Origin of the sequence: Aneurinibacillus uraniidurans (assembly GCF_028471905.1) — a bacterium.
In the GTDB taxonomy this organism is placed as follows: Bacteria; Bacillota; Bacilli; order Aneurinibacillales; family Aneurinibacillaceae; genus Aneurinibacillus; species Aneurinibacillus uraniidurans.
Genome location: NZ_CP116902.1, coordinates 1,852,857 through 1,877,411 on the forward strand (window position 1 = coordinate 1,852,857; position 24,555 = coordinate 1,877,411).

Here is a 24,555-nt window from a genome sequence, read left to right on the forward strand (position 1 = left end):
GTGAGTGATTTGACTGCTTTATACGAACGCTACCGCGGACTGCCGACAAATGAGCTAGAAGATACTTTATACGACATTGAAATGTCGGCTTCATTGACACTCGGAATGAATACCGCTACCGAGCGCGATCATAAGGAAGTATTGCGCCGTATTTTGCGCGAGCGTGGGGTAGATCTAAACAGTTTATTTTAACGGGAGGCCAAGCTGCATTTGCGAGAAGGCGTATGTACTCGTGTTATGCGATTTGTGATAAGATAGAAGCGAAGATCACAAATCCGTTCGGTAAAGGAGAACGAAAAACGATGTATCATCGCACACAGACAAGACCGGTACGCGTGGGGAATCTGACGATTGGTGGTAATGACCAGGTTATCGTCCAGAGCATGACAACGACGAAGACAGCGGATGTCAAAGCGACGGTCGAACAAATTCACCGTCTTGAAGAGGCGGGCTGCCAGATCGTCCGCGTGACGGTTAACAACATGGAAGCGGCGGAAGCCATTAAGGAGATTAAGCAGAATATCTCCATTCCGCTCGTATCCGACATTCATTTTGATTATAAGCTGGCACTCAAGGCGATTGAGAACGGCATTGATAAAGTTCGGATCAACCCGGGCAACATCGGCAAGCGGGAGAAAGTGGAGGAAGTTGTCCGCGCCTGCAAAGCAAACGGAGTTCCGATTCGTATCGGTGTAAACGCAGGTTCACTGGAGAAGCATCTGCTTGATAAATACGGATATCCAACCGCAGAGGCGATGGTCGAAAGTGCGCTGCATCATATCGGCATCTTAGAAGAGCTTGACTTCCACGATATTATCGTGTCGCTGAAAGCATCCAATGCACCGCTTGCGATTGAAGCGTACCAGAAGGCTGCGGCCGCGTTCAATTATCCGCTTCACCTGGGGATCACAGAAGCGGGCACCTTGTTTGCAGGTACAGTAAAAAGTGCTGCTGGACTCGGTACACTTCTTGCGCAGGGCATCGGCTCCACTATGCGCGTGTCATTAAGTGCCGATCCGGTTGAGGAAATTAAGGTAGCACGGGAGCTGTTAAAATCATTCGGACTATTGTCCGATGCAGCTACGCTCATTTCCTGCCCGACATGTGGACGCATTGAGATTGATCTTTTCTCCATCGCTAATGAGATTGAAGACTATATCGCAAAAATTAAAGCGCCGATTAAAGTAGCTGTATTAGGCTGCGCTGTTAATGGGCCGGGGGAAGCACGGGAAGCAGACATCGGCATTGCAGGCGCACGTGGCGAAGGCCTGCTGTTTAAACACGGCGAGATGGTGCGCAAGATTCCAGAAGAAAGTATGGTTGACGAGCTAAAACAAGAAATCGACAAGCTCGCCGACATTTATTATCGCACAGGTGAGCTACCGCGTCCCGGTCATCAAACCGTGTAGTAAGGTAGAAATTCCATACGTATAGTATGAAGCAAGAGGCTGTCTCAAAGCCGTAACATGGCGACTGAGACAGTCTCTTTTTCTTATTGTAGTTTATTTTCCCGGCGTGTTGTGGAGAAGCGAGATTGGACAGACATACGATTAAGCATAATCAAGATGCATGTAGGTAAAAAATAAGGAAGCGATCTTTTGTAAAGCCAGTGACTACCTGAGCAAATCCGTTCTGGTGTCGAGCATTTTTTGTAAACCAAAACGTTGTGCGGGGAGTGGGAGAAGGGCGGAGTAAGAGAGCGCTTGTACGCGCCTACTCAGCGGAGGGAGAACGGCGGACGAGTTTTTGCCCGCAATCCTTCGGTGAATTAACCTCGCAGGTTTTTCTTTGCGGGCACGTTCGCCGGGCTCCCGGAGCGGACAGTTGCTGCTTTCCTGCAAGCGTACCGAAGCGAACGGCTCCGCCCTTCTCCCACTCCCTTTCACTATGTTCCGGCTTTCAACAGTCTTTTTTGAATTTTATTTTAAATTTTTATGAAGATTTATGTAGAATTTTGTCGGACGATTTTACAATAAAAACATCAGAACAACGCCTGAGCTTACATATAAGGTGTTGCAAACTACGAATGAAAGCGGTGACAATATGAAGAAATTAGGGTTAGTCTGGCAAATCCTGATCGGTCTTGTCCTAGGTATTGCTGTCGGCGCCATCTTCTATGGCAACCCGAAAGTGGCAGATATCCTAAAGCCAATCGGAGACATCTTTATTCATCTGATTAAAATGATCGTTGTACCGATCGTGCTCTCAACGCTTATTGTCGGGGTAGCCGGAGTCGGCGATATGAAAAAGCTCGGGAAACTGGGCGGGAAAACGCTTCTATATTTTGAGGCTGTTACGACAATTGCGATCATCATCGGTCTGCTTGTAGCAAACATTGTGAAGCCGGGTGTTGGTGTCGATATGTCACACCTGTCACAAACCGATATTAGTAAATACGTAGCAACTACACATGAAACACAATCACATGGTTTTGCTGATACACTTGTTAACATCGTTCCGACGAATATCGTGCAATCAATGGCAAAAGGCGACATGCTTGCGATCATTTTCTTCGCGGTTATGTTTGGTCTCGGTCTGGCGAAACTTGGTGAGCGTGGTAAACCGCTCCTTAATTTCTTTGAACTTGTTGCAGAGACAATGTTTAATTTAACAAACTCGATTATGCGTTTTGCTCCATTCGGTGTATTTGCACTTATCGGTGTAACTGTTTCAAAGTTCGGCGTAAGCTCGCTTATTCCGCTGGGTAAATTAATGGTTACAGTTTATGGAGCAATGGCTTTCTTCATTATTGTTATACTCGGTCTGCTGTCCAAATGGGCAGGAGTTAGCATCTTCAAACTGATGGGCGTATTGAAAGAAGAGCTGCTGTTGGCGTATTCAACAGCAAGTAGTGAAACGGTTCTGCCGCGCATCATGGAAAAGCTTGAAAAAATGGGCTGTCCGAAATCAATCACATCGTTTGTTATTCCAACAGGATATTCCTTTAACCTGGACGGAAGTACGCTGTATCAGGCACTGGCTGCGATCTTTATTGCACAAATGTACGGCATCCATCTTTCCATTAGTCAACAGATTACTCTGATGCTCGTATTGATGCTTACGTCAAAAGGGATTGCTGGTGTACCGGGTGTATCGTTTGTTGTATTGCTGGCGACACTTGGCTCTGTTGGAATCCCAGTTGAAGGTCTTGCGTTTATCGCTGGTATTGACCGTCTGCTCGACATGGCGCGTACTGTCGTAAACGTAGTAGGTAACAGTGTGGCGACGATCGTAGTGTCCAAGTGGGAAGGACAGTTTAACAAAGAAGAAGCGGATGACTACATTCGCAACCACAATCTTGACACACAGGTTTCATAACGATAGCACAATACAAGAAGGCAGTTGCTCAAATGGGCAGCTGCTTTTTTTATGTGTTGATTTGGATTTTCACTTGCATGCTCGCCGGTTTCTTCTTTAATATTAGGGTACACTAGAAAAATCAGTAGGGGGTTCGGGGTTGAACGTTGTTTTTTTTGCCCTATATATTATTTTAATCATCCTGATCATCGAAATCTCAACAATGCTTTTGCAGATGACTGGACTTAGACGGGAAGTGGCACGTTTTCAGGCGATTTCACTCCTAACGAATACGGGTTACACTACATCGGAGTCCGAGATGATCATTGGTCATCCAGCGCGCCGCCGGATTGCCTCATTTTTGATCATATTTGGTACGATTTCGTTAACCATTATCATATCTTTTATGATTAGCTTCCTCGTGAGCAGCGCGGTGCATTTAAGCGACCTTGGAATCGGACTCGCCATTCTGGTTGGGGCGCTTTTCTTACTGCGGAGCAGCTTCTTCCATGGTTTGCTGCATCGGCATGTAGGAGGGCGATTTGATCGTTATTATGTACACCATAAGTCAATTGAAGAAGTGTTTCATGTAGACAGCGAGTATGTGATGCGTCAGTTCGACATTACAGAAGGGCACGATCATATGACGAATGTTCCGCTTAAGGAGTTGAACCTTGCTCAACAGGATGTCAAAATTATGAACATTAAACGGAATCATCATATCATTAAAAATCCGACAGGCAGCACAGTGCTGCTGCCAGGGGATAAAGTTTTGGTGTATGGTTCAGCAGACACGATCCGAAAGTTTTTCATATTGAGCTCAGCACGATTACCTGAAGACGAACGATGAATGGTACTGGAGGACAAACGGAAAGATGAATCACGACTTACATGATCGATACGTGCCGGATACAAAGTTGTATGAAGGGGTAGGCGGACAGCTATATCGAGGACATGATAGTTTGCTAAAGCGGGATGTGCTCATTTATTTGGTACCGGAAAAAGCAGCCCCGTCTGAATGGGTTATGCATGGAGAGGCTGCCCTTGAAATTCTCAGTCGTGGTGAAACGACAGACGGGATTTTTTATGTGTTAGAATACATTCCAGGGCTTTTACTCAGCCAGGCAGGGGCGAAGCTTTCTCTCAAAGAGGCGTTGGGAATGAGTCGACAATTTGTCAGTATTCTTTTAGAAGCATGTGCGGTTCGCGGTCGTGGCTTGCGACTTACGGCTGATAATCTGTGGCTTACGGAAACAGGAGAAGTCAAAGTGATCGACAGCTGGTCGGCGGACGAAGCTGCCATTGGACACGAGGTTGAACAAGTGTTTCGCTTGATCCATTATATAATGTTTGGTGATGTGAAGCTTATACTTCCACCCGCCCAGATCATTGAGGAGTTGGCCCTTTCGTATGCGGGTGATCCGTTCATCGTCCGCAAGTCGCTGCGCGGTATGGCACGACAGGCAGAGAAAAAATCTGCCGATCGATATGAAGAGATGCTGGCGCAAACATTTGAAGATATAACCGCGTTGTATCAGTACATTAAAAATACACAGCTTGCAACGGGGAGAAAAGCAGTAGATACCTCGGTAAAAAAAGAGCGGATTGTCGAATCGGCAGAACCGAATCAAACTCGCCTGCGGGATACAAGACGTGCACGTGCAGCAATGCGTGCGCAGACTAAACGCTTGAACTGGTCCATGCCGCGTATTCCAGCCCGCGCGATTACAATAGTCGCGATTGGACTTGTTCTATTGCTCGGAGGTGTCGCTGTATTTTCTGGAAGTGGTACTGACAGCAAGGCACAAACACCAGCTGCGGATAAGCAGGCTGCTGGTGTGGAAGTTCCGGATGTGGGAGGTATGACGCTCGCAGAAGCCGGACAGAAGCTTGATGCAGCAGGTATTCGCTATAAATACTATTTGGAATCCTCCTTCTCGAAAACAGGAACGGTGTTCAAGCAGAAGCCGCAGGCAGGCGAGCGCATTAGCAGGGTTGATTCGATGGAGCTGTGGGTTAGTCAGTAAAATTTTGATTTATGTATGTTCAGGTAGCACAGAAATGTGCTGCCTTTTTTAGTTATGAATTTATGACTAAGTCATACAGTGATATAGGAATAAAGAATCTTACGAATACAGGCTTATCAGTATACGATTAACAGGCTATATGATTCATTTATATGAGTAAAGTATCAAATACTTTTTAGTCAGGGGGAGATGAGATTGAATAAGAAAAAAATTTTGAAGGTTCTGGCTACTGGTGCGTTACTCAGCTCTTGCGCATTTCCTGTATACGCGGTCCCTTCTCTCCAGGATATTGGTAATTCTTATGCAAAGGAAGCTATTCAGAAGCTAGTAAGCGAAGGGATTATAAATGGAAAAGGCGACGGAACATTCGATCCTACCGGGAAAATTTCAAGACAAGATTTTGCAATTATATTGGCGAGAGCTTTAGCGTTAGATACGTCTAAACCTCCTGCTACACCAACATTTTCAGATGTTCCGGCTGACCATTATTCTTACGCTTATATTGAGGCTGCTGTAAAAGCGGGTTTAGTAGCAGGGGTAGGCGATGGAAAATTTGGTAATGGACAGAGTTTATCACGACAAGATATGGCAGTTATTTTTGTGCGGGCGTTAGGGGTAGATGCAACTGGGAAGGCAGCTAGCCTTTCATTTAAAGACGCAGGCTCCATTGCTGATTATGCAAAAGATGCGGTCGCAGCAGCACTGGAATTAGGGTTGATTAAAGGTAACCAGGATGGAACCTTTAATCCTCAGGGCAATGCAGAGCGGCAGGCCGTTGCTTTAGTAGCGAGTAAGTTCCTCCAGGTAGCTGAAAAGCAAAAAAATCAAACTCCAGCTCCTACCACTCCAACTCAACCAACACAACCGAAAACACCGATACCTACGCCCGTTACGAATAGCAATACAGGCGGAAGCGGTGGAGGAGGGGGTGGTGGGAGTAGTAGAGATGTGACCGCACCTACAGTTACCCTCGTATCATCTTCCTCCATTGATATAGGAAATCCAATTTTGATTAGAAGTAATGAAGTGGGAACGGTATACCTTGTTCTAGCTTCCGTAAATACAAGGAATAAGGCAGATTTAGAAAGAGAAGTTTCAGAAAATCGGGCGAAAAAAGCACCTGTCGTAGCTGTAAATGCAGATACAAGGATGAACACGGAGGGACTAGAGGGAGCAGACTACCATATTTATGCGGTAGATAATGAAGGGAATGTATCCGCTCCGACAGGTGTAGTTAAATTGAGAGCTCCTTTGCCTGGTAATCAGATTCCTGTAGTCACAAATAAAATCCAGAATCAAGTAGCGACTATGGGGGACCCTGGGGTACAAATAAATCTAAGGGAACACTTTGCAGATCCGGATGGAGACCCATTGGATTTTACTGCTGTATCGGATAACGCAGGGATAGCTTCTGTATATGTGACTGGTGATACAGTAGTGATCAGTCCGGTGGCGGTTGGAAAAGCATCGATTACTGGGACAGCGAGTGATAGAAAAGGTGATACGGTAAGCGAAACATTCAACGTAACCGTGAGAGCGCTCAAGATTTTTCCGCAACCAAGGGCTATATTGTATGTTCATTCAGGAAAGAAAGACAGTAGTAATAATATTACGTTAGTGGATGATAGCACCAATCTTCCAAGTGGATATCAGTACAATAAGCATAATCTGAAAAATTATGTGCAGGTTGGTAATGGTCAGGGCATTATGTCTCTACAATATAACGCTGACCTTCTTGGATTTAAGGTTATCGACAATTATAGTCAGCAACAGGGGACGTTGACACTTAAATCGAGTGATCCTTCACTACTTACAGTCGCCCCAGGAGAAGTTAATGATGTAAAAGGCGTAAAGTTAGAGCCTCAAGATAACTTGTCCGAATCATCTCAAGTTACCCTTACTGCCTATCTTTGGGATCAAGACGGAAAAGAGATCGATGCACATAATATCCCTCTGGTGTTTGACCAGACAGCTCCAACTTTTGGGACACCATCTTATAACAGTCAATGCATTACGATTCCATTTAGCGAACCGGTAGTGGCTAACCCGCTGTCTACCCCTCTCGTCGAATATTCTCCGTCGGGAACACTTAGTACTGCTGATACCATAACATTGGCTATGCCGTTAAATAGCTATGAGTGGTCGGGGAATCGTCTAGAGATCAACATACAGGACTACATCGCAGCGAACCAGATCGTAATATCGGGTGGTAAATTCCGCATCACCATCAAAGATGGCGCGTTCGATTATGCAAATAACCCGCTGCAGGGCTCTGTGGAGTGTGAGGTCAATGCCCCCTAATCTGATGTTGCTGCGTGTTACGCAAGAGAACGCCGCGGCCTTTCTGTCGCTGACACCGCCTGACTTTCAGCCTCGTCTGCGTCAGGCGTCAGCGGAGCTGATTGCCATCGGAGCTGTACAGAACAATCGTCCGATCGGAGTAGTGATCGCGGAACGAAGGATATCTACACAGTTGGCTAATCTGCTCTCTATCTTTGTCACTCCTGCATGTCGCCGCGATCATATAGGATCTCACTTGATGAGAGCGTTAGAGGGAGAACTGGTGAAACATGGTTGTGAGCGGTTGTACGTCGAATTCATGGCGGCGGCCAAAGAGACGTCACCGTTCGAAATGTTTTTCCAGTCGTGCGGCTATGCTCCGTCACACCCAGGCATCCATTTATTCCGTGGCACGCCACAACACCTGCTGAAAAGTAGTTGGTACGTACGCTGTCGGCAGCTCCCACCACGATTTTCTATCACGACCTGGTTGTCAACTGACACTCTGGAACGGGCTGTAATCCGCCAGGGGGAAGGTGTCTGGTATCCATCGTTGCTCTCACCGTTTGTGGAGGAGAGCGCGATCGACCCAGAGCTTTCCCTTATCTTGCGTGATCAGAACGAGTTGGTCGGCTGGCTTATCACAGAGCGGATGGGGGAGAGCGCTCTCTTGTACAAAACGATGTTTGTGAAAAAGCAGTACCAGCGCATGGGCCGGGGCCTGGCATTGTTCGCCGAGGGAATTCACCGCATGATGCAAATACCTGACCTGACCGAGGCGCTCTGTTTTGTGGAGGGAGCGAACAAACCGATGCTTCAAGCCATGCGTCGTCGCATTATGGGTCCCGATTCGCAAGAACACATCCTGCGTCGAACATACAAGAATATAGATTCGAAGAGCTAATCTTATTGTGAGATTGGCTCTTTTTTTCTACCATGAAAAAAGATTAACAAGAAGAACAAGTTAATATATGATAAAGTTAAAAAATACTGAATATTAACATTAAAAAAACAAAACGGGGAGGTGAACCTGCTTCGAATGGGAATACTTTTTCGGAGTAGGTGCAGATGAGAGAAGCGCTCAAAGGAATTCGTGTACTTGATTTTACTAGACTTTTGCCAGGGCCGCTTTGTTCGATGTATCTAGCGGATTATGGCGCTGATGTCGTGAAGGTAGAAGATCCACAGATGGGAGATTATGCGCGGGATATGGAGCCGATGCTGTCTGGTGTCGGGGCATTATACCAGCTATTAAACCGGGACAAGCGCAGCATGACATTAAACCTTGGACACGAAGAAGCACGTGCAGCAGCACGCAAATTGATTGCAGACGCAGATGTTGTGCTTGAGAGCTTCCGTCCAGGTGTTATGCGCAAATTCGGTCTTGATTATGAAACAATGCGGGAGTTGAATCCTCGTCTAATCTATGTTTCGTTGACTGGTTACGGACAAACAGGGCCGTACGCGAAAAAAGCGGGGCATGATTTGAATTTTATCGGATTTACCGGATTGCTGCATGAGACGATTCATGCCAGAGGGAAGGCCCATGCAGCACTTCCAGCTGTACAAATTGCTGATATCGGCGGTGGAGCGCTGCATGCGGTGAACGCGGTGCTGCTTGCACTTGTGAAGCGAGGAGTCAGCGGCGAGGGAGCGTATCTTGATGTCGCGATGACAGATGGTGTGCTGCCGTTCATGATTCCGCCGCTTGGTTATCATCTAGCTGGACAGGAAAGTGGTGTTGCGACATTCAATCCGCTGACCGGATCCCTTGCTTGCTATGACGTATATGAGACGAGAGATGGGCAATGGATGGCGCTTGGTGCATTAGAGGAGAAGTTTTGGAAGCGCTTTTGTGAAGTGGCAGAGATTGTACCACGTTTACCTGACCACTGGGCAGCAGACAAGCAGGCGGCGATTCGGGAGGATGTCAGCGCGTATTTTCAGGCGCATACACGCGCTGAGCTGGTGGATCGATTCGCGGCAGAAGACGTCTGTCTGACTCCTGTTCTTTCGATAGCGGAAGCGATGGCTGATCCGCATATGACAGAACGTGCTGCATTCTGGACGCGGCCAGACGCAGATGCTGTGACCGAAATTAAAAATCCGCTGCTCGACCGCGCAGCGGCAGACGCATCATTCCCACCTGCGCGTGGTCTGCATACGGATGAAGTATTGCGTGCATACGGGTATGAGGATGACGTACTGCGTGACTTTCGGGAGCGCGGCATTATATAGAAATGCCTTACAAAGTAGGAAAGCTAGGCTGCATGTCAGAGACATGCTTGCTGAATCCGTCTAGCACATCACGAAAATATTCTGCTTCCCTCAGCATATGATCGGCAAGCAGAAATGGCAGCGCGTGACGCACCTGGCTATCTTCGATCATGCTGCACACACTTTGCTTGAATTCACATAGTGAGGTGATGGGTGTCTGGTTGCGGGAGAGAAAGGACTCTAGCAGTGCTTTATTTTGTGAGGCCGGGCGCATGGATTCCATATCGATTGCCTGAAACAGCAGCTGGTCGAACTGATAGCTAAAATCGGCTGTTTCCGCTAGCAGGTCACGCTCGCTCGGATCAATCCGTATGCTGAGCAGACGAGTATGATCGCTCATTACGCGAAGATAAAAAATTGTTTCGTTTATAATGGCATCACCAGGTGGCTCGATCGTTCCTTTGTTTAAATATTCGAGTCGTCGCATGAAATAAGCCGCTTCCCGGGCGAGATGATCAAAAAATAGTGGGGGATGGTGGCAGACCATTTGGCCAGTAAGTACATATTCCAGCATGCGCCGTTTAAACGTCCACAGGTGCGCAGTTGCATGATATACTTCCATATTAAACCGGGCCATTTTTTCAGGCTCGGTTTTTTCATCGAAGGCCATGCTTTTTTGTTCAATCTCCTCAAACAGTTGACGAAAGCGGTCCGCTTCCTCGGCGTACTGCGTTTGATCAATGGTAAAGCCGAAGCGTAAAAAGATCGTGTGTTCTTTCATCATCCGGCTCCAGAACCGGATGTCGGCAAGTGAACGGCTGACAAACAGACTGGACATGTTTTCCCCTCCGTCATCTCATAATGGTATAAGCGTATGACAGGGAAGGCCGGAAAAGTCGTCGCCCGCGAACATTTTGCATACAGATGCGACATGTTCGCCAATTGTGTTCAGCAGCAGAAAGCCGTAAAATGAGGAACGTATCCGATTTGAGGAGGGAATTACGATGAAAGAAATTCAAACAGAAGCACAGTTCAATGAAAAGATTCAGTCTGGTCGTCTTATTGTGGCGAAGTTTTATACAGACTGGTGTCCAGATTGCCATAGGATCGATCCGTTCATGCCAGAGCTTGAAGATACATATCGTGAGCAGATGACGATGATTAGTGTGAATCGGGATCGTCTGCCGCAGCTTTCAGAGCAGCTGAACATTTTTGGGATTCCGAGCTTTGTCGTGTTTTATAAGGGAGAAGAGCTTATCCGGTTTGTTAGCCGCGCTGGAAAAACGCGGACGGAGATTGAACATTTTCTAGACCGTGCTGTACAGGTAGCAGGTGCGCTTGGCCAGTAGAGATTACGGACCAAGCGGGTACATGTCCAGCTCCTGCGCCCGGCATTCAAGCCAGGACGCGATGATAAGCATTTCGTCTACTTCTTCGACAGATGGTGCGGCTAGTGTTCCAACTGTCTTTTTGTATAATTCGTTTGCTTCCTGCTGCATCGTGCGCAGAATATCAACTGTCCGCTCAGAGGCATGTAGTGTATGAAGCAGGCGACCGTGGACGATAATGAGTCCGGTGCAGCCGACATCCGCATCATACGAGACGACGAGTGCGTGATGGTGGGCGATAGAGCGGGTAATTCGACTGTTATAGGTAGCGAGATTGAGAAGGGTTTGGATACGTGCGGCTTCCTCGAAGCGTAGATCAGCCGCCGCTTCGTCACGCAGCACTTCCAGCCGCTGCTGCATGTTTGGATTACCATCAAGAATTGCGCGAGCTTGTTTGACTTGGTCGTCATATATGTCGTTCTTGTCTGCTGTGATGCACGGGGCGAGACATTGACCAAGATCGGCATACAGGCAGGATGAGGACGGGAGTGGACCCGGACAGCGTCTGAGTTTCAGCCAGCTATGTAGCGCATCCACTGCATTGTCCAACCAGCCTGTCTTGTGATAGGGACCGAAATACATAGCACCTTCATGCACCATATCACGTGACACTTCGACATATGGAGCCGGAAGATCGGTGCGAAGCACGAGGAACGGGTAGGCCTTGTAATTGCGCAGCGCCCGATTATAAAGAGGAAGATGACGGCGAATCAGCCGTGCTTCAAGCAGGAGTGCTTCAAGTTCAGAGCCGGTATAGCGTACTTCTACTGTATGTGCTGCATGCACCATTCGCTTTGTTTTGGCTGTGTGCTGTTTATTTTGATAGAAGTAGGTGGAGATTCGTTTTTTTAGATTTTTTGCTTTTCCGATATAAATGATGTTTTCATCTTTGTCGCGATAGATGTACACGCCGCATTTTTCGGGCAATGTGAGATGAAAACCGGGGGTAATGGTATAGAGCATACAAGCTTCCTCGTTCTGTAAATGTACACAAATATTTTACCATAGTATTGTTATGTAACGTAGCGGTTTTTATAGGAGGATGTAGGGATGTCAGTAACCGAGCATAAAAAAGAAGCGCCGAAATCGATCGGCTGTATGATTATTACCGTAAGCGACACACGGAATAAGGAGACGGATAAAAGCGGGCAGCTTATTCGACAGTTCCTTGAAGAAGCAGGGCATGCAGTGACCCGCTATGAGATTGTGAAAGATGAGCGCGCTATGATTCATGAAGCGATCGAAGCAGGGGTCACAGACGATGCTGTACAGGCAATTCTCTTACATGGTGGGACAGGCATTGCGAAGCGGGATGTGACGGTAGAAGTGGTCGCTTCGAAGCTGCATAAGGAGCTGCCGGGATTTGGAGAGATTTTTCGGATGTTGAGCTATACAGAGGATATCGGGTCAGCGGCTATTCTTAGCCGAGCGATTGCCGGAGTGTATGAAGATCGCGCAGTGTTTTCGATGCCAGGTTCATCCGGTGCGGTGCGGCTGGCGATGAGTAAGCTCATCATTCCAGAGCTTGGGCATGTGATACGAGAGATTTATAAGCAGTGAGTAGAAGAGGCTGTCCCAAAAGCCAGAACGTGGCGGACTGGACAGTCTCTTTTTTGTAGAATCGACAACGTGTGGTGGTGAGGGAGTGGGAGAAGGGAAGAGCTGTTCGCTTCGGTACGCTTGCAGGGAAGTGGTGATTGTCCGCTCCGGGAGCCCGACGAACGTGCCCGCAAAGAAAAGCACAGGATGCTCGTTCGCTGAAGGGTTGCGGGCAAAGGATCGTTCGTCGTTCTCCCTCCGCTGAGTAGGCGCGTACAGGCGCTCGTGCTCCTCCCTTCTCCCACTCCCCGCACAACGTTTTGGTTTACAAAAAGACTCTCGCCGCCAGAATGGATGTGCTCGGTAGCCACTGGCTTTTCGCAAGATCGCTTCCTTATTTTTTATCTGCATAGCAAAGCTCAGCATTTTGATTATTCTTGATGATTTTCATCCAAAGTATGCTAGGAGCGGGATCGGGCGGGGCAGCGGAACGCCTGTACGCGCCTACTTAGCGGAAGGGGACAGGAGAACGGGTCTTTGCCCACAATGCTTCGATGTGAATTCATCACGGAAATCTTTTGTGGGCGAGTTCACCTGGCACCTGGAGCGGACAGTCCCTACTTCATAGCAAGCGTACCGAAGTGACGAGGCCCCGCCCGATCCCGCTCCTCCACCATACATTGGATAAAACCGTCCCCCAAGAAAAGAAAGAGGCTGCCTCAACTGCTATGTTACAGCTTTTGAGACAACCTCTTCTTACATGACTGGGGAGACAAGAACGGAAACGACCATTACCTTTTCCGTTCTTTAGGTTTCATATATAGTACGCACAATATACGCCGCTAGCATACTGAGTACAACAGTCGGTGTCAAAAGACAAATCCAATCTATCCAGACGAGAATGGATGCTTCCGGTCCATAGCTGTTTCCGGGTGGAATATGAAGCCAGAATACGAAGACGGGAACGGTCATAGCTGCAAAGCAAAAAAGTGTGCGTATAGAGGAAATGCGGTACTGCCAACGAATATACGCCCGACAAATGAACAGATACAATAGACTAAGCAGAGCAAGCCACCAGGCAGCAGCAGGGCCTGGTGGCTCATCAAATCCACAAAGTATCCGCCACAAGAGCTGGAAGGGAAAAAACGAAAAAAGAACAACTATAGGAAATGCCTGTGAGCAAAAGTGCGTACATTTTTGGACGAATGTCATCGTTACGAATCGCTCCTTCTTTTCACTCTTTCTCCCTATATATTACCATTTCCCTCCAGTGAAGTGTCTGAAATTCTATTTTACCAGATCGGCTTTTTGTGAGCTGACCCCATCCCATAAAACGATGTCGGCACCGCTGTGGACAGATTCTCCTACTTTCCAATCATGTCCTTGTTCACCTTTAAGCAGGATAAGGGGAGATGAGATATCTTTGCTTTTCGTCCATTTTCCTTTGATCACTTTTCCATCTACTGCGCTGTTCCAAATGTAGGTGCCATCGCTTTTAATCGTAACGCTGCCGTTACGTGCTCCGGCACTTGTTTTGGTAATGTACGAATCATATGTCTCCACTGTAGTGTACGAACTCGGTACGAATATTTTGTACGTATGCAGCAAATGGGACACATCATTCGGGTTAATCGTAAATTTTATCGTTCCTGTAGTTGTTGTGCCCGGTATACTCCACGTGCCGCTCAGGTGGTTGCTATCTGTTACTCGTACGGTAATGATGCTTTTTACGCGATTAGCGTTTATTTGGCTGAATACTAATGTATCGCCTTTGACCTTGCCTTTGATTGTGTCTACAATCCCATATTGCTTCCAGTCAATGGTTCCGCCGAATTCACCGGTCTGCCGGTTATAGTCTGTAAATGTGATATAAAAGTAATCGCCTAATACTTTTCCTGTTTGGATTGATCTTCCATAATTCGTCACTCCAGATTCCAAAACCGTCAATACGGTTACTTTCCCTGTAGATGGAGCAGGTGTTTGTGTAGGTTGAGTTGGTGTTGTTGGGTTTACCGTTGGTGTAGGAGAAGGTTGAGGTTCAGGGGGGAGTTGCGGTTGGACTGGATCAGCAACCCGAGGTTCGATCGGGTCAGCAAATCTCGGTTCTACCGGATCAGCAACCCGAGGTTCGATTGGGTCAGCAAATCTCGGTTCTACCGGATCAGCAAATCTCGGTTGGACTGGATCAGCGAACCTGGGCTCGATACCCGCATAAACCGAGCTGCTTCCACCGACTAGTACACAGCTAAGTAATAAGAGACGATAAGCAGTACGTTTCAGTTTCATCACTTCCTTTGATTGTATAGGATTTTATAACCTGTTTCTTTAGCATTATTTTATATCGCTATAAGAAAATGTTCAGGCATAAAATACTATATGATATGTAGTGAAATGTGGCAAGTGCAATGTTTTCATATTAAATTCCTGATAATTTTGTGAAGGAAGGGCTGTTGTACCCGCTTCTGCATGCGCTGGAAGCAGACGGACTGGGGGAGGGGGGATGATAGAACATTAGGTGTACGCGGTTTATACAAAACGAGAACGTTACACAGAATTAAAAAAGTCCTTTACATTGGATCTGGACAGGCCTACCTGTGTTTTCCAAATGTAAAGGACTTTTTAATAATGAGCATTGCGATTTGCTTTTTTATTTAACATGCATTATATTTAAACACGTTAAATATTTGGTTATCTAAATAGTAGGCGGCAAAGGGTGAATATGTCATATGAGCAAATTTGAGAAAAGCATCGAAAGATTAGAAAGTGCTTACGTCTCGTTTATGCGTCATTTAGGACCGAAACTTTCAGGGGATGCAGAATTAGGGTTAACAGGACCACAATTTTATATTCTCCATCTCCTTTCGAAAAAGGAAAAATTTATGGTCACAGAAATGGCATCCAAAATGGGTGTAAAGCCAAGTGCAATCACAGTCATGATTGAACGGTTGTATAAAAACAGGTTAGTGAGTAGAGACCGGGATGAAAATGATCGTAGAGTTGTTTTTATCCATTTAACGGAGGAAGGAAAAGAGGTTTTACAAAAAGCCAAGCAAAGACGATTCGAAATCATTTCTCAATATTTCAAGCATTTAGAGGCAGATGAGTTGGAAAGCTTGATTGCTATTTATGAGAAATTGGCCCGGATTGCCGCTACAGAGGAAGATATTCATTAAGTGAATGGGGAATCTTACAACAAGAATGGAGTGATACACCATGATAGAAGAAACACCATCGAAACCGCTTGAACAAGACAATGAAAGTACAAGGCACCGGGGGATTTTAATCGCAGGTCTTTTAGTCGCGATGCTTTTTGCATCGCTGGACAATACGATTGTCGGAACCGCAATGCCGCGAATCGTCGGTGAACTCGGTGGACTTAGCTTGATGACCTGGCTCACAACAGCCTATATGCTTTCATCTACGTCCGTTGTTCCAATCGCCGGTAAATTAGCAGACTTAATTGGTCGGAAATCTGTTTATGTAACCGGGATTATTATCTTTATGATCGGCTCCGCGCTTTGCGGCATGGCGAATTCCATGACCCAGCTCATCATTTTCCGTGGTCTGCAAGGAATCGGCGGCGGTGTAATGATGCCGATGGCAATGGTGATTATTGGGGATATTTTCACAGGTGCCCAGAGAGCGAAATGGCAGGGAGTTTTTGGGGCTGTATTTGGACTTTCATCCATTGTCGGTCCGCAAATAGGGGGCTGGATTGTCGATGCAGCCAACTGGAGATGGATATTTTATATTAATATGCCTGTAGGAATTCTTGCTGTCATTCTCATTAGTATGGGATTGAAAAATAAAAAACTTGAAGGACCTGTTACATTCGATATCGCGGGTATGTTCACGATGATTGTCGGTGTCGTCAGTTTGCTTCTTGCCTTGACCTTTGGGGGAAAAGACTATCCGTGGGCTTCCTGGCAAATCATTTCTTTGTTCGCTCTTGCTGTTGTGTTTCTCATTAGTTTTGGTGTAATTGAATCCAAAACAAGTGAACCGATTCTTCCGATGCATCTGTTTAAAAACAAAACGTTCTCGGTTTTAAACGGAATCGGGTTCCTCATGTCAGTTGGGATGTTTGGTGCCATTATGTTTGTTCCTTTATTTATGCAAGGGATTATCGGGATGAGTGCATCCCAATCGGGAACGATGATGGTACCTATGATGCTGTCAATGATGTTGATGAGTATTCTTGGTGGTCGATTGGTTCGAAAAATCGGCGTGAAAACGCAAGTTATGGTTGGGATGGTTGTGATGGCGCTAGGTTTCTGGCTGCTATCCACAATGGGGATCGACACAACGAAAGTAGTTGCGATGAGCTTTATGGCTGTTCTAGGTTTAGGAATGGGGCTTGTGATGCCAGTTCTTACGTTGGCTCTTCAAGAAAGTTTTCCTAAGTCTCAACTAGGCGTCGTGACTTCATCCAGTCAATTTTTCCGTCAAATCGGAGGGACGTTTGGGATGACCATTTTAGGCTCTGTCATGAACCATCGTTCGTCCTATTTATTAACGGAGCAGTTAGTTCCTACTTTGGAAAAACTTCCACCGCAAGCTCATGGTATGGTGGAGCAATTTGAAGGTATGATTCAGCAATCACCACAAGGACTGTATTCGATGCTGCTTAGTCCTGAAACGCTGGCAAAAATTCCACAGGACATCCAGCATATGATGATACCTGTTCTAAAATCTACATTAGTTGATGCCCTGCACAGCGTTTTCCAGTATGGATTAATTTTTGTTGTATTAGGGGCTTTGATGACCTTGTTCCTTAAGCCAATCAAACTTAAGTAAATCTTCGTTTTAAATTAAGAACCTCGTTGGATAGCTAACGAGGTTCTTGTTTTTTATTTGGTTACCGTATGATACGTGGGTTCTGTCAGGAGAATAAGGTGGATAAGATTACATAATCTACCTCTAACAAAACCATGCTAAAAACAAAATGATACGGGGGTAGCCGTGATGATACATGAGCTTTTGCAGGTGGATTTCTGGGAGATGATCCTGCGGACAACGCTTACTTTTTTTGTGCTGCTTACATTGGCTCGGATTTTAGGGAATAAACAACTAAGTCAGCTTACCTTTTTCGACTATATCACAGGAATTACCATTGGCTCCATTGCTGCAGATATTGCGGGTAGGAGTGAATCCGCGTTTTTAAACGGACTAACTAGCTTAATCTGGTGGTCCTGTTTAGCGATCTTGATTGCCTATATTGGGCTTACATCACCGTCTGCAAGAGTTTTATTTGATGGTCAACCGATCATTCTGATTAAGGAAGGAAAGATACGAAAACAATCATTGAAACATGCCAGGTTAAATCTAGATGATTTAAGTATGATGCTTAGAAAGCAAGGGGTTTTTAGCATGCAGGACGTTAACTATGCCATTTTAGAACCAGACGGTCAGGTAAGTATACTCAAAAAGGAAGAACACCAGCCCGTCACCAAAAAAGATCTGGCGATTCCTACCCCAAAATCGGTCTTTCTTCCATCTGAAATCATTTCCGATGGTAAAATCGTAAAAAAAAACCTTCAAGAATTACACGTAACGGAAGCGTGGGTACAGGCTCAACTGAAAAAACATGGAATTCAGTCTGTAGAAGAGGTGTTTTATGCAGAAATTCAAAAAGATGGCTCTCTTTTTGTTAGTAAGGACTAGTGTGCTGTCAAATGGTGAGGCTGTCCCCATCTATTTTCACAAAGAATGAGGTGTATATTGTGCTGAACCTCTCATGACTAAAGTCACGAGGTTCTAAGGTACTTTCATTCAGCCTTCGTCTGAATGACCGAAAACGAGTTTTCGGCTGACATCAGCCACTAAGCTATTTCCCTTAGACTTTCATGGACAAGGCAACGAGTGCTGCCATTATCGTCCTGTGGGCTCGGTTCAAAACCCTTTTGTATCGAGGTTTTACAAGCCGATACTGCTTAGTTGTTTCTTGTCAACTGTTTCATTCGTTCCATTTCTTGTTCGTGCTTACTAAAGAAGTTGTTCCATGTTTCATTGGCTCGTCCAACATCTACTTCACGTAGATTGTCTTTTGTATTCATGATGAGGAAGGCACTATACAAATCACGTTGCACATCCCCTTGCTCAAAGTGGTTCCAACGTTTTGAGAGTTTTTTCTTCACGCACGTTTGGGTGAAGTGTTCAAATTGACTGGCTTTCACTTTAGTGGTGTCAATCCGCTTTAACTGTAAGCCGAAATAGTTTAGTTTGTTGTCGATAATCGAAAGAAGCATAGATGGCGCACGGTTCGCTATTGACTTTCCAAACCGTTTTTTACGTTTGTATCGTCCTGTCTTTTCGCTACGTTCTGTTTTCTTTGCTTTTGCTTGAAGTCCTTTGAAATTCATGGTTTCAACTCGGACGTCCAACCCTAACGAAAGAATATGATTCGCCAGTTGATTGTGTGATTGCTTGCGCTTATCCGCAATTTTTCGACTCATTTCAGCGAACGCTTGCCGTGTTTTCTTGTAGTTTTCACTTTGAATCCATTTCTCTCGATTTGATTTGGTACTGGTGCCATCGGCATTGTACTTGTTTGGATTATTCGCTCGGCGCCTGCGGTCTAACGTACGTTGTAGCATACGTCTTTGACGTTCATCTACTGCCAAACCTTCCGCTAGCTCAAGTAGCTTCACTTCCTTTTCAGAAGCAATGGCGAGTGTGGATGTGCCAATATCTAATCCGACACGAGCATTTTCATCGTTGGAGTAGTTCTGATTGCGTTTTTTTGGTGGAAAACCTTCTAACGCAAATTGAACGAGGTAACGATTTTTCCCACGAATCACTTTCTTTACAAGTCGGCAATATTTGATTTTATCTTGAAGCGCACGATGTGCGTATTCATCATGATCGGTAAGAATGACAGGTAGGATAAGTCCAAGCCATTCCATGCGTTTGTTTTCGGGGAAGTATCGAAAACCGGTCTTGTTTGTCTTTTCTTCTAACGAAAAGAATTGACCGACTGAACAAAAATGTACTTTTTTACCGTTCCCATACATGACGTTCTCAACGGCTTGAAACGCACGTTCCGCGATATTCTGAGCCATTTGAGAACCGATATTTTGCTTAAACGTACGTCCCATTCCTTGAACGTACCGATTTAAGTCGAATTTACGCACACCATATTGTTCTTTGAATTGGTTTAAAAGTTGATTTCGTTCTTTGCTTTTTGACATGCGAATCGCTTCCCAATATCTGGGGTTACGTGTCATGTGTTTGTATCTACGCCACGCTTCACCTAGACAGGCATTGTAGATCGTTCGCCCAATGTGTAAGCGTTTTTCCAAGATGTGTTCTTGCCATGTTTCAACTTGTAAAGGCAACGTAAGCACATAGGTTGGCGTTGCCATCTAGGTTCAGCTCCTTTCGCTATTTCTTTTGTTGAGTACGAATATATTGTCGTATTTGCGCTTCCGTATGTTCACTTACGGTTGCCACAAAGTAAGAAGGATTCCAAGGATTCCCTCCCCATAACTTCTTTTTTAGCTGGGGAAACTCTTTAAATAGCAACCTTGCTGAAATGCCTTTTAACGCTTTGATGATATTCAGAATTGAATGTTGGGGATTACAGTCAACCAAGAGATGAACATGGTCACAATCACTTTCAATTTCTGAAATCGTGAGACCATTATCTGTAGCAATTCGATTGAGTATTTCCTTTAATCGTATATCTATACCGCCAAGTAACACGTTGTGGCGATATTTCACGCACCATACAATATGGTATTGGATAGCGTACACATATCCTCTACCATGTTTGACTTCTGCCATGCTATCCACCTCAATTACAGGATAACATATGGCAAAAGATTTTTTAGGCTGTTACTACTAAATCTCAGTATTTTTATCAGTATGTGAGTTAACATATATCGGACAATTGACGTGTCAAAAGACACGCCTTGTCCGAAGCCGAGAACACTCATGACTAAAATCACGAGTGTTCTCGGCTAATTCATAAAATTCCTTGCAATGGTAGCGGTTTGCAGAATAACAGGATAGACCACATGTGGTTGAAGCAGCTTATACCCACGTAATCGTTTTTCCTCATCCTCATAAAGTAAGAGAAGTCTTTTTAACATGCCATGTTCCCGCATCAAGTCTTCTGTAGGTGAAATTTCAATTTTAGATTGGGAAGGTTCAGATTGCCTGTCATTTTGAGACATCATATATTCTCCCCTCTTACTGTAGTCAATGTTCACCTGATCATTGTTTTTTCGTATCCACTATCAGCCTACTCTAAGTATATGGCACATGTTGTATGAGTACCTTCATCGTTTCTACATAAGTTTGAATTACAGTAAAGATAGGATAGAATTACTTCCAAGGTTTTTTGTCTGGTTGACTCAGGAGGTTGGGGAGCATGAAATCTATACTTATTGTGGATGACGAAGAAAAGATTCGTGAAGTAGTTGTTTCTTATTTAGAAAGAGAAGGGTTCCGAACAGTAGAAGCTCAAACGGGGCGCAGTGCTTTGCAAGTGGTCAAAGAAGAAGCAGTAGATCTTGTCGTCCTTGATTTGATGTTACCCGATATTTCTGGCGAGGAAGTCTGTCAGCAAATCCGGAAAATATCTTCTGTCCCTGTGCTAATGTTAACCGCAAAAGTCGCGGAGGAAGACCGCGTAATCGGACTTACATTAGGTGCCGATGATTATGTGATTAAACCATTTAGTCCGAGGGAACTTGTAGCTCGTATAAAGGCCATTTTGCGTCGTTCCAGCGAACAGAACTTATTGGCTGATCGCATTTCATTTTCTAACGGAGAGTTGGTCATTGATACGGTTCAACAAATGATCGTTAAACATGGGGATTCGATTAATTTGACACCGAATGAATATAAACTTCTTGTGGTCATGGCCCGCCATCCTCAACGATCTTTTACAAGAGAAGAATTAATTGAAAAAGTGTTTGGGTATAGTTACGAAGGGGATGCACGAACGATTGACCAACACATTAAGAATTTACGCCAAAAAATTGAGCCTGACCCGAAACAACCGAAATATGTTTGTACGGTGTATGGAACAGGTTATAAATTTGTAGGTGATCACGGATGACCAGGGGATTACGAGCTCGACTCGCTTTTATCTTTATTGGAATGGTAACAGGAATTCTAGTAATCGCTACGGTCATTCTCATTTTTGTCACGCACTATCACATTACGATGTTTTTGCAGCAAATACCTGAGGGAGTTCCTTTTCTTTCCCACTTGAATATTCATTTTGAACGAGCTATGATCCAATCCATTACCTTTACAGAAATCGGAGCTGTTTTAGTAGCCATTTTCGTAAGTCTTTCTGTAACAAAACGCATTATTACTCCTTTAGCAGACATGCGCCAAGCGGCTGAGCAGATGAGACAAGGAGACCTTGCCGCTCGCGTTGTTATTCAAGGGCACGATGAATTGGCTGATCTTGGACAATCGTTAAATCATCTAGCAGAGCAATTACAAAAGCAAGAGGAATTGCGTAAAACGATGACCGCTGATATTGCTCATGAACTTCGCACTCCGTTAAGCACATTAAAAAGTCATATGGAGGCTTTCGAGGATGGAATTTGGGAACCTACGCCTGAGCGTATTCACTCCTGTTACGAAGAGATTGAAAGACTCATTCATCTTGTTGGGGATTTAGAAGAACTGACTTATATGGAATCACCAGAATTTAGCCTTCATCTTCAGAGAGAGGATGTACGCCAGATTCTTCGTCAAGCCATTTCATCGGTGAAGGCCGCCTATCTTCAGAAAGATGTACAATTGAATCTAGGAGATGGAGAGCCCATTTTAGTAGACGTAGATCGACAGCGTATCGGGCAGATTTTCATTAATTTGTTAACAAATGCGTTAAAGTTCACCTCGCCTGGCGGGAGTGTTCAAGTCGAAGTATATGAAGAAAAAGAACAGGTGATAATGTCTGTCGTCGATACAGGAATCGGCATGGCAAAGAATGAAATTCCTTTTGTGTTCGAAAGATTTTATCGGGTAGATAAATCGCGAAATCGCAAATATGGCGGAGGAGGCATCGGATTAACCATTGTAAAACGGTTAGTGGAAGCTCATGGTGGACAAGTAGCAATAGAAAGTGAGCAAGGAAAGGGAACTACAGTTTCTATTCTTCTGCCAAAAAACCAGTAGGATCTTCATAAGATCTACATAAGTTCTTGCTATCCTTTACATATGAAATTCTTGAGGATAGAAAGGACGGTACGAATGAATAAAAAAACGATGACATTCATGGGGATTGTATTATCGACCGCGTTATTGAGTGCTTGCTCATCGATGAATGGAATGGATCACTCAAATATGAGCGGCATGAATCAATCTTCAACTAAGAGTCAGGCCATTCCAGCCGCTGTTACTCCTGTTGTAAGCAAAGTAGGCAACCAAACGATCAAAGAGTTTTCTTTGGTAGCCAAATCTACGGAACAAGAAATCAAAAATGGCGTGACGGTTCCTGTTTGGACGTACAATGGAACAGTACCTGGTAGTCAGATTCGTGTTACACAAGGGGATCGTGTAAAAGTTCATTTGAAAAATGAATTATCCGTTCCAATCACCATTCATTGGCATGGCTATCCTGTCCCAAATAGCATGGACGGGATTCCCGGAATGACACAAGCTTCTATCAAACCAGGCCAATCTTTTACGTATGATTTCGTGGCCACAACACCAGGTACTTATTGGTATCACTCTCATTACAATAGTGCAGCACAAGTGGATAAAGGTTTGTATGGCACATTCATTGTTGATCCAAAAGATGAGACGAACAAGCCAAATCGTGACTATACGCTTGTATTGGATGAATGGATGACCGACTCAAACATGAATGGTCATGATATGTCCAATATGAATGGTCAAATGAACATGGGGAATCACGATATGTCTACCATGCCCAACATGGATCATGATCAAATGATGAAACAAATGTATAACGTTTATACGGTTAATGGTAAGGCAGGAAATCTTATTGAACCGTTAACCGTGAAAAAGGGAGAGAAGGTGCGCCTTCGTTTTGTAAACGCAGGATATTTATCTCACACTATTCATCTGCCAAATCAACCATTTCAAGTGGTGGCCATCGACGGTAATCCTATTACGTCAACTCCGTTGATTAAAGATCAACTGTTACGTATCGGACCTGGAGAACGATATGATGTCGAGTTTACAGCGGATGGCGCTACGAACTGGATCATTGACAGTCACGATGATACGCCTTATGCGGCAGATATCCATATTCCCGTTATGTACGAAGGAAATAATACGACACCAAAATCGGATTCGGACAAAAATCTTCCGATCGTAGATATTACTAATTATGGAGATGTAGCAAACCAGACGTTTAACGAGCAAACGAAATTTAATAAAAACTATATGCTTCATTTAAACTCGAAAGTAGTGAATGGCAATCAGGAATACATGATCAACGATAAGGTCTATCCGAACACGGACCCATTAACGGTATCAAAAGGTGATAAAGTAAAAGTAACTCTTATCAATGATGGGAAGTCCGATCATCCAATGCACTTGCATGGGCACGTTTTTCAAATCCTGTCCAAGAACGGAAAGCCTGTGAAGGACCCGGTATGGAAAGATACAATTGTCGTTCGCCCGGGTGAAAGATATGACATCGCTTTTCAAGCAAATAACACAGGGAATTGGATGTTCCACTGTCATGATTTGCACCATGCAGCAATGGGGATGATGACGGAGGTCGAATATCAAGGCTATCATTCCTCGATTAAACCAGACCCAGAAGATATGAAGGCAAGTGAATAGCTTGAACGTATATAAGGCTGTCC

General features: G+C 45.0%; 23 protein-coding genes. 16 read left to right on the plus strand and 7 right to left on the minus strand.

The window, feature by feature from the left end:
- The 8 genes from PO771_RS09305 to PO771_RS09340 all read left to right on the plus strand — a co-directional run bounded on the left by PO771_RS09305 (position 1) and on the right by PO771_RS09340 (position 9,842).
- Entirely contained in the window at positions 1-192 is a 192-nt protein-coding gene (locus PO771_RS09305; protein ID WP_272562996.1) for a hypothetical protein, read from the plus strand.
- A gap of 110 nt (positions 193-302) precedes the next feature.
- Positions 303-1,409, plus strand: coding sequence for a flavodoxin-dependent (E)-4-hydroxy-3-methylbut-2-enyl-diphosphate synthase (gene ispG, locus PO771_RS09310; RefSeq protein WP_272563132.1), 1,107 nt, complete (start codon positions 303-305; stop codon positions 1,407-1,409).
- A gap of 634 nt (positions 1,410-2,043) precedes the next feature.
- On the plus strand, positions 2,044-3,318 hold the full coding sequence (locus PO771_RS09315; RefSeq protein ID WP_272562997.1) for a cation:dicarboxylate symporter family transporter: 1,275 nt from the start codon (positions 2,044-2,046) through the stop codon (positions 3,316-3,318).
- Positions 3,319-3,457: 139 nt separating this feature from the next.
- A complete protein-coding gene (locus tag PO771_RS09320) occupies positions 3,458-4,147 on the plus strand; it encodes a TrkA C-terminal domain-containing protein (protein WP_272562998.1) in 690 nt (229 codons plus the stop codon).
- Positions 4,148-4,172: 25 nt separating this feature from the next.
- A complete protein-coding gene (locus PO771_RS09325) occupies positions 4,173-5,324 on the plus strand; it encodes a PASTA domain-containing protein (protein WP_272562999.1) in 1,152 nt (383 codons plus the stop codon).
- Between the two features lie 195 nt (positions 5,325-5,519).
- Positions 5,520-7,625, plus strand: coding sequence for an S-layer homology domain-containing protein (locus tag PO771_RS09330; RefSeq protein ID WP_272563000.1), 2,106 nt, complete (start codon positions 5,520-5,522; stop codon positions 7,623-7,625).
- The gene (locus tag PO771_RS09335) at positions 7,615-8,508 is read left to right on the plus strand and encodes a GNAT family N-acetyltransferase (RefSeq protein WP_272563001.1); all 894 of its coding nucleotides are present in this window, start codon (positions 7,615-7,617) and stop codon (positions 8,506-8,508) included. Before PO771_RS09330 ends, PO771_RS09335 begins: the two co-directional genes overlap by 11 nt.
- 164 nt (positions 8,509-8,672) lie before the next feature.
- On the plus strand, positions 8,673-9,842 hold the full coding sequence (locus tag PO771_RS09340) for a CaiB/BaiF CoA transferase family protein (RefSeq protein ID WP_272563002.1): 1,170 nt from the start codon (positions 8,673-8,675) through the stop codon (positions 9,840-9,842).
- A 7-nt stretch (positions 9,843-9,849) separates the two neighbouring features.
- Here the strand turns inward: PO771_RS09340 and PO771_RS09345 are convergent, their stop codons facing one another.
- A complete protein-coding gene (locus PO771_RS09345) occupies positions 9,850-10,659 on the minus strand; it encodes a DUF2935 domain-containing protein (RefSeq protein ID WP_272563003.1) in 810 nt (269 codons plus the stop codon).
- A 166-nt stretch (positions 10,660-10,825) separates the two neighbouring features.
- Here PO771_RS09345 and PO771_RS09350 point away from each other — a divergent pair, with 166 nt between their 5' ends.
- Entirely contained in the window at positions 10,826-11,170 is a 345-nt protein-coding gene (locus tag PO771_RS09350; protein WP_272563004.1) for a thioredoxin family protein, read from the plus strand.
- A 3-nt stretch (positions 11,171-11,173) separates the two neighbouring features.
- Here the strand turns inward: PO771_RS09350 and PO771_RS09355 are convergent, their stop codons facing one another.
- Positions 11,174-12,172 (minus strand): GIY-YIG nuclease family protein, encoded by a 999-nt coding sequence (locus PO771_RS09355; protein ID WP_272563005.1) that lies wholly within the window; start codon positions 12,170-12,172, stop codon positions 11,174-11,176.
- A gap of 87 nt (positions 12,173-12,259) precedes the next feature.
- Here PO771_RS09355 and PO771_RS09360 point away from each other — a divergent pair, with 87 nt between their 5' ends.
- A complete protein-coding gene (locus tag PO771_RS09360; RefSeq protein WP_272563006.1) occupies positions 12,260-12,769 on the plus strand; it encodes a MogA/MoaB family molybdenum cofactor biosynthesis protein in 510 nt (169 codons plus the stop codon).
- A gap of 786 nt (positions 12,770-13,555) precedes the next feature.
- Here PO771_RS09360 and PO771_RS09365 read toward each other — a convergent pair.
- The gene (locus tag PO771_RS09365; protein ID WP_272563007.1) at positions 13,556-13,960 is read right to left on the minus strand and encodes a hypothetical protein; all 405 of its coding nucleotides are present in this window, start codon (positions 13,958-13,960) and stop codon (positions 13,556-13,558) included.
- 75 nt (positions 13,961-14,035) lie between these two features.
- The gene (locus tag PO771_RS09370) at positions 14,036-15,034 is read right to left on the minus strand and encodes a hypothetical protein (protein ID WP_272563008.1); all 999 of its coding nucleotides are present in this window, start codon (positions 15,032-15,034) and stop codon (positions 14,036-14,038) included.
- 440 nt (positions 15,035-15,474) lie between these two features.
- On the opposite strand from PO771_RS09370, the gene PO771_RS09375 reads away from it, so the two are divergent.
- The 3 genes from PO771_RS09375 to PO771_RS09385 all read left to right on the plus strand — a co-directional run bounded on the left by PO771_RS09375 (position 15,475) and on the right by PO771_RS09385 (position 18,412).
- Positions 15,475-15,921 carry a MarR family winged helix-turn-helix transcriptional regulator gene (locus tag PO771_RS09375; protein ID WP_272563009.1) on the plus strand — a complete coding sequence of 149 codons (447 nt, stop codon included), beginning with the start codon at positions 15,475-15,477 and terminating at the stop codon, positions 15,919-15,921.
- A gap of 40 nt (positions 15,922-15,961) precedes the next feature.
- Positions 15,962-17,545: an MDR family MFS transporter gene (locus PO771_RS09380; protein WP_272563010.1), complete on the plus strand. Its 1,584-nt coding sequence runs from the start codon at positions 15,962-15,964 to the stop codon at positions 17,543-17,545.
- 168 nt (positions 17,546-17,713) lie between these two features.
- Positions 17,714-18,412 carry a DUF421 domain-containing protein gene (locus tag PO771_RS09385; RefSeq protein ID WP_272563011.1) on the plus strand — a complete coding sequence of 233 codons (699 nt, stop codon included), beginning with the start codon at positions 17,714-17,716 and terminating at the stop codon, positions 18,410-18,412.
- A gap of 269 nt (positions 18,413-18,681) precedes the next feature.
- Here the strand turns inward: PO771_RS09385 and PO771_RS09390 are convergent, their stop codons facing one another.
- The 3 genes from PO771_RS09390 to PO771_RS09400 form a co-directional block, all read right to left on the minus strand.
- The gene (locus PO771_RS09390) at positions 18,682-19,938 is read right to left on the minus strand and encodes a transposase (RefSeq protein WP_272563012.1); all 1,257 of its coding nucleotides are present in this window, start codon (positions 19,936-19,938) and stop codon (positions 18,682-18,684) included.
- Between the two features lie 193 nt (positions 19,939-20,131).
- A complete protein-coding gene (tnpA, locus tag PO771_RS09395; RefSeq protein ID WP_272563013.1) occupies positions 20,132-20,533 on the minus strand; it encodes an IS200/IS605 family transposase in 402 nt (133 codons plus the stop codon).
- A 176-nt stretch (positions 20,534-20,709) separates the two neighbouring features.
- Positions 20,710-20,928 carry a hypothetical protein gene (locus PO771_RS09400; RefSeq protein ID WP_272563014.1) on the minus strand — a complete coding sequence of 73 codons (219 nt, stop codon included), beginning with the start codon at positions 20,926-20,928 and terminating at the stop codon, positions 20,710-20,712.
- A 194-nt stretch (positions 20,929-21,122) separates the two neighbouring features.
- On the opposite strand from PO771_RS09400, the gene PO771_RS09405 reads away from it, so the two are divergent.
- The 3 genes from PO771_RS09405 (at position 21,123) to PO771_RS09415 (ending at position 24,532) form a co-directional block, all read left to right on the plus strand.
- Complete coding sequence (locus PO771_RS09405; RefSeq protein ID WP_272563015.1) at positions 21,123-21,815, plus strand: response regulator transcription factor; 693 nt, start codon at positions 21,123-21,125, stop codon at positions 21,813-21,815.
- Positions 21,812-22,891: a sensor histidine kinase gene (locus PO771_RS09410; RefSeq protein ID WP_272563016.1), complete on the plus strand. Its 1,080-nt coding sequence runs from the start codon at positions 21,812-21,814 to the stop codon at positions 22,889-22,891. Before PO771_RS09405 ends, PO771_RS09410 begins: the two co-directional genes overlap by 4 nt.
- Positions 22,892-22,966: 75 nt before the next feature.
- Entirely contained in the window at positions 22,967-24,532 is a 1,566-nt protein-coding gene (locus PO771_RS09415; RefSeq protein ID WP_272563017.1) for a multicopper oxidase family protein, read from the plus strand.
- The last annotated feature ends 23 nt before the right edge of the window (positions 24,533-24,555 follow it).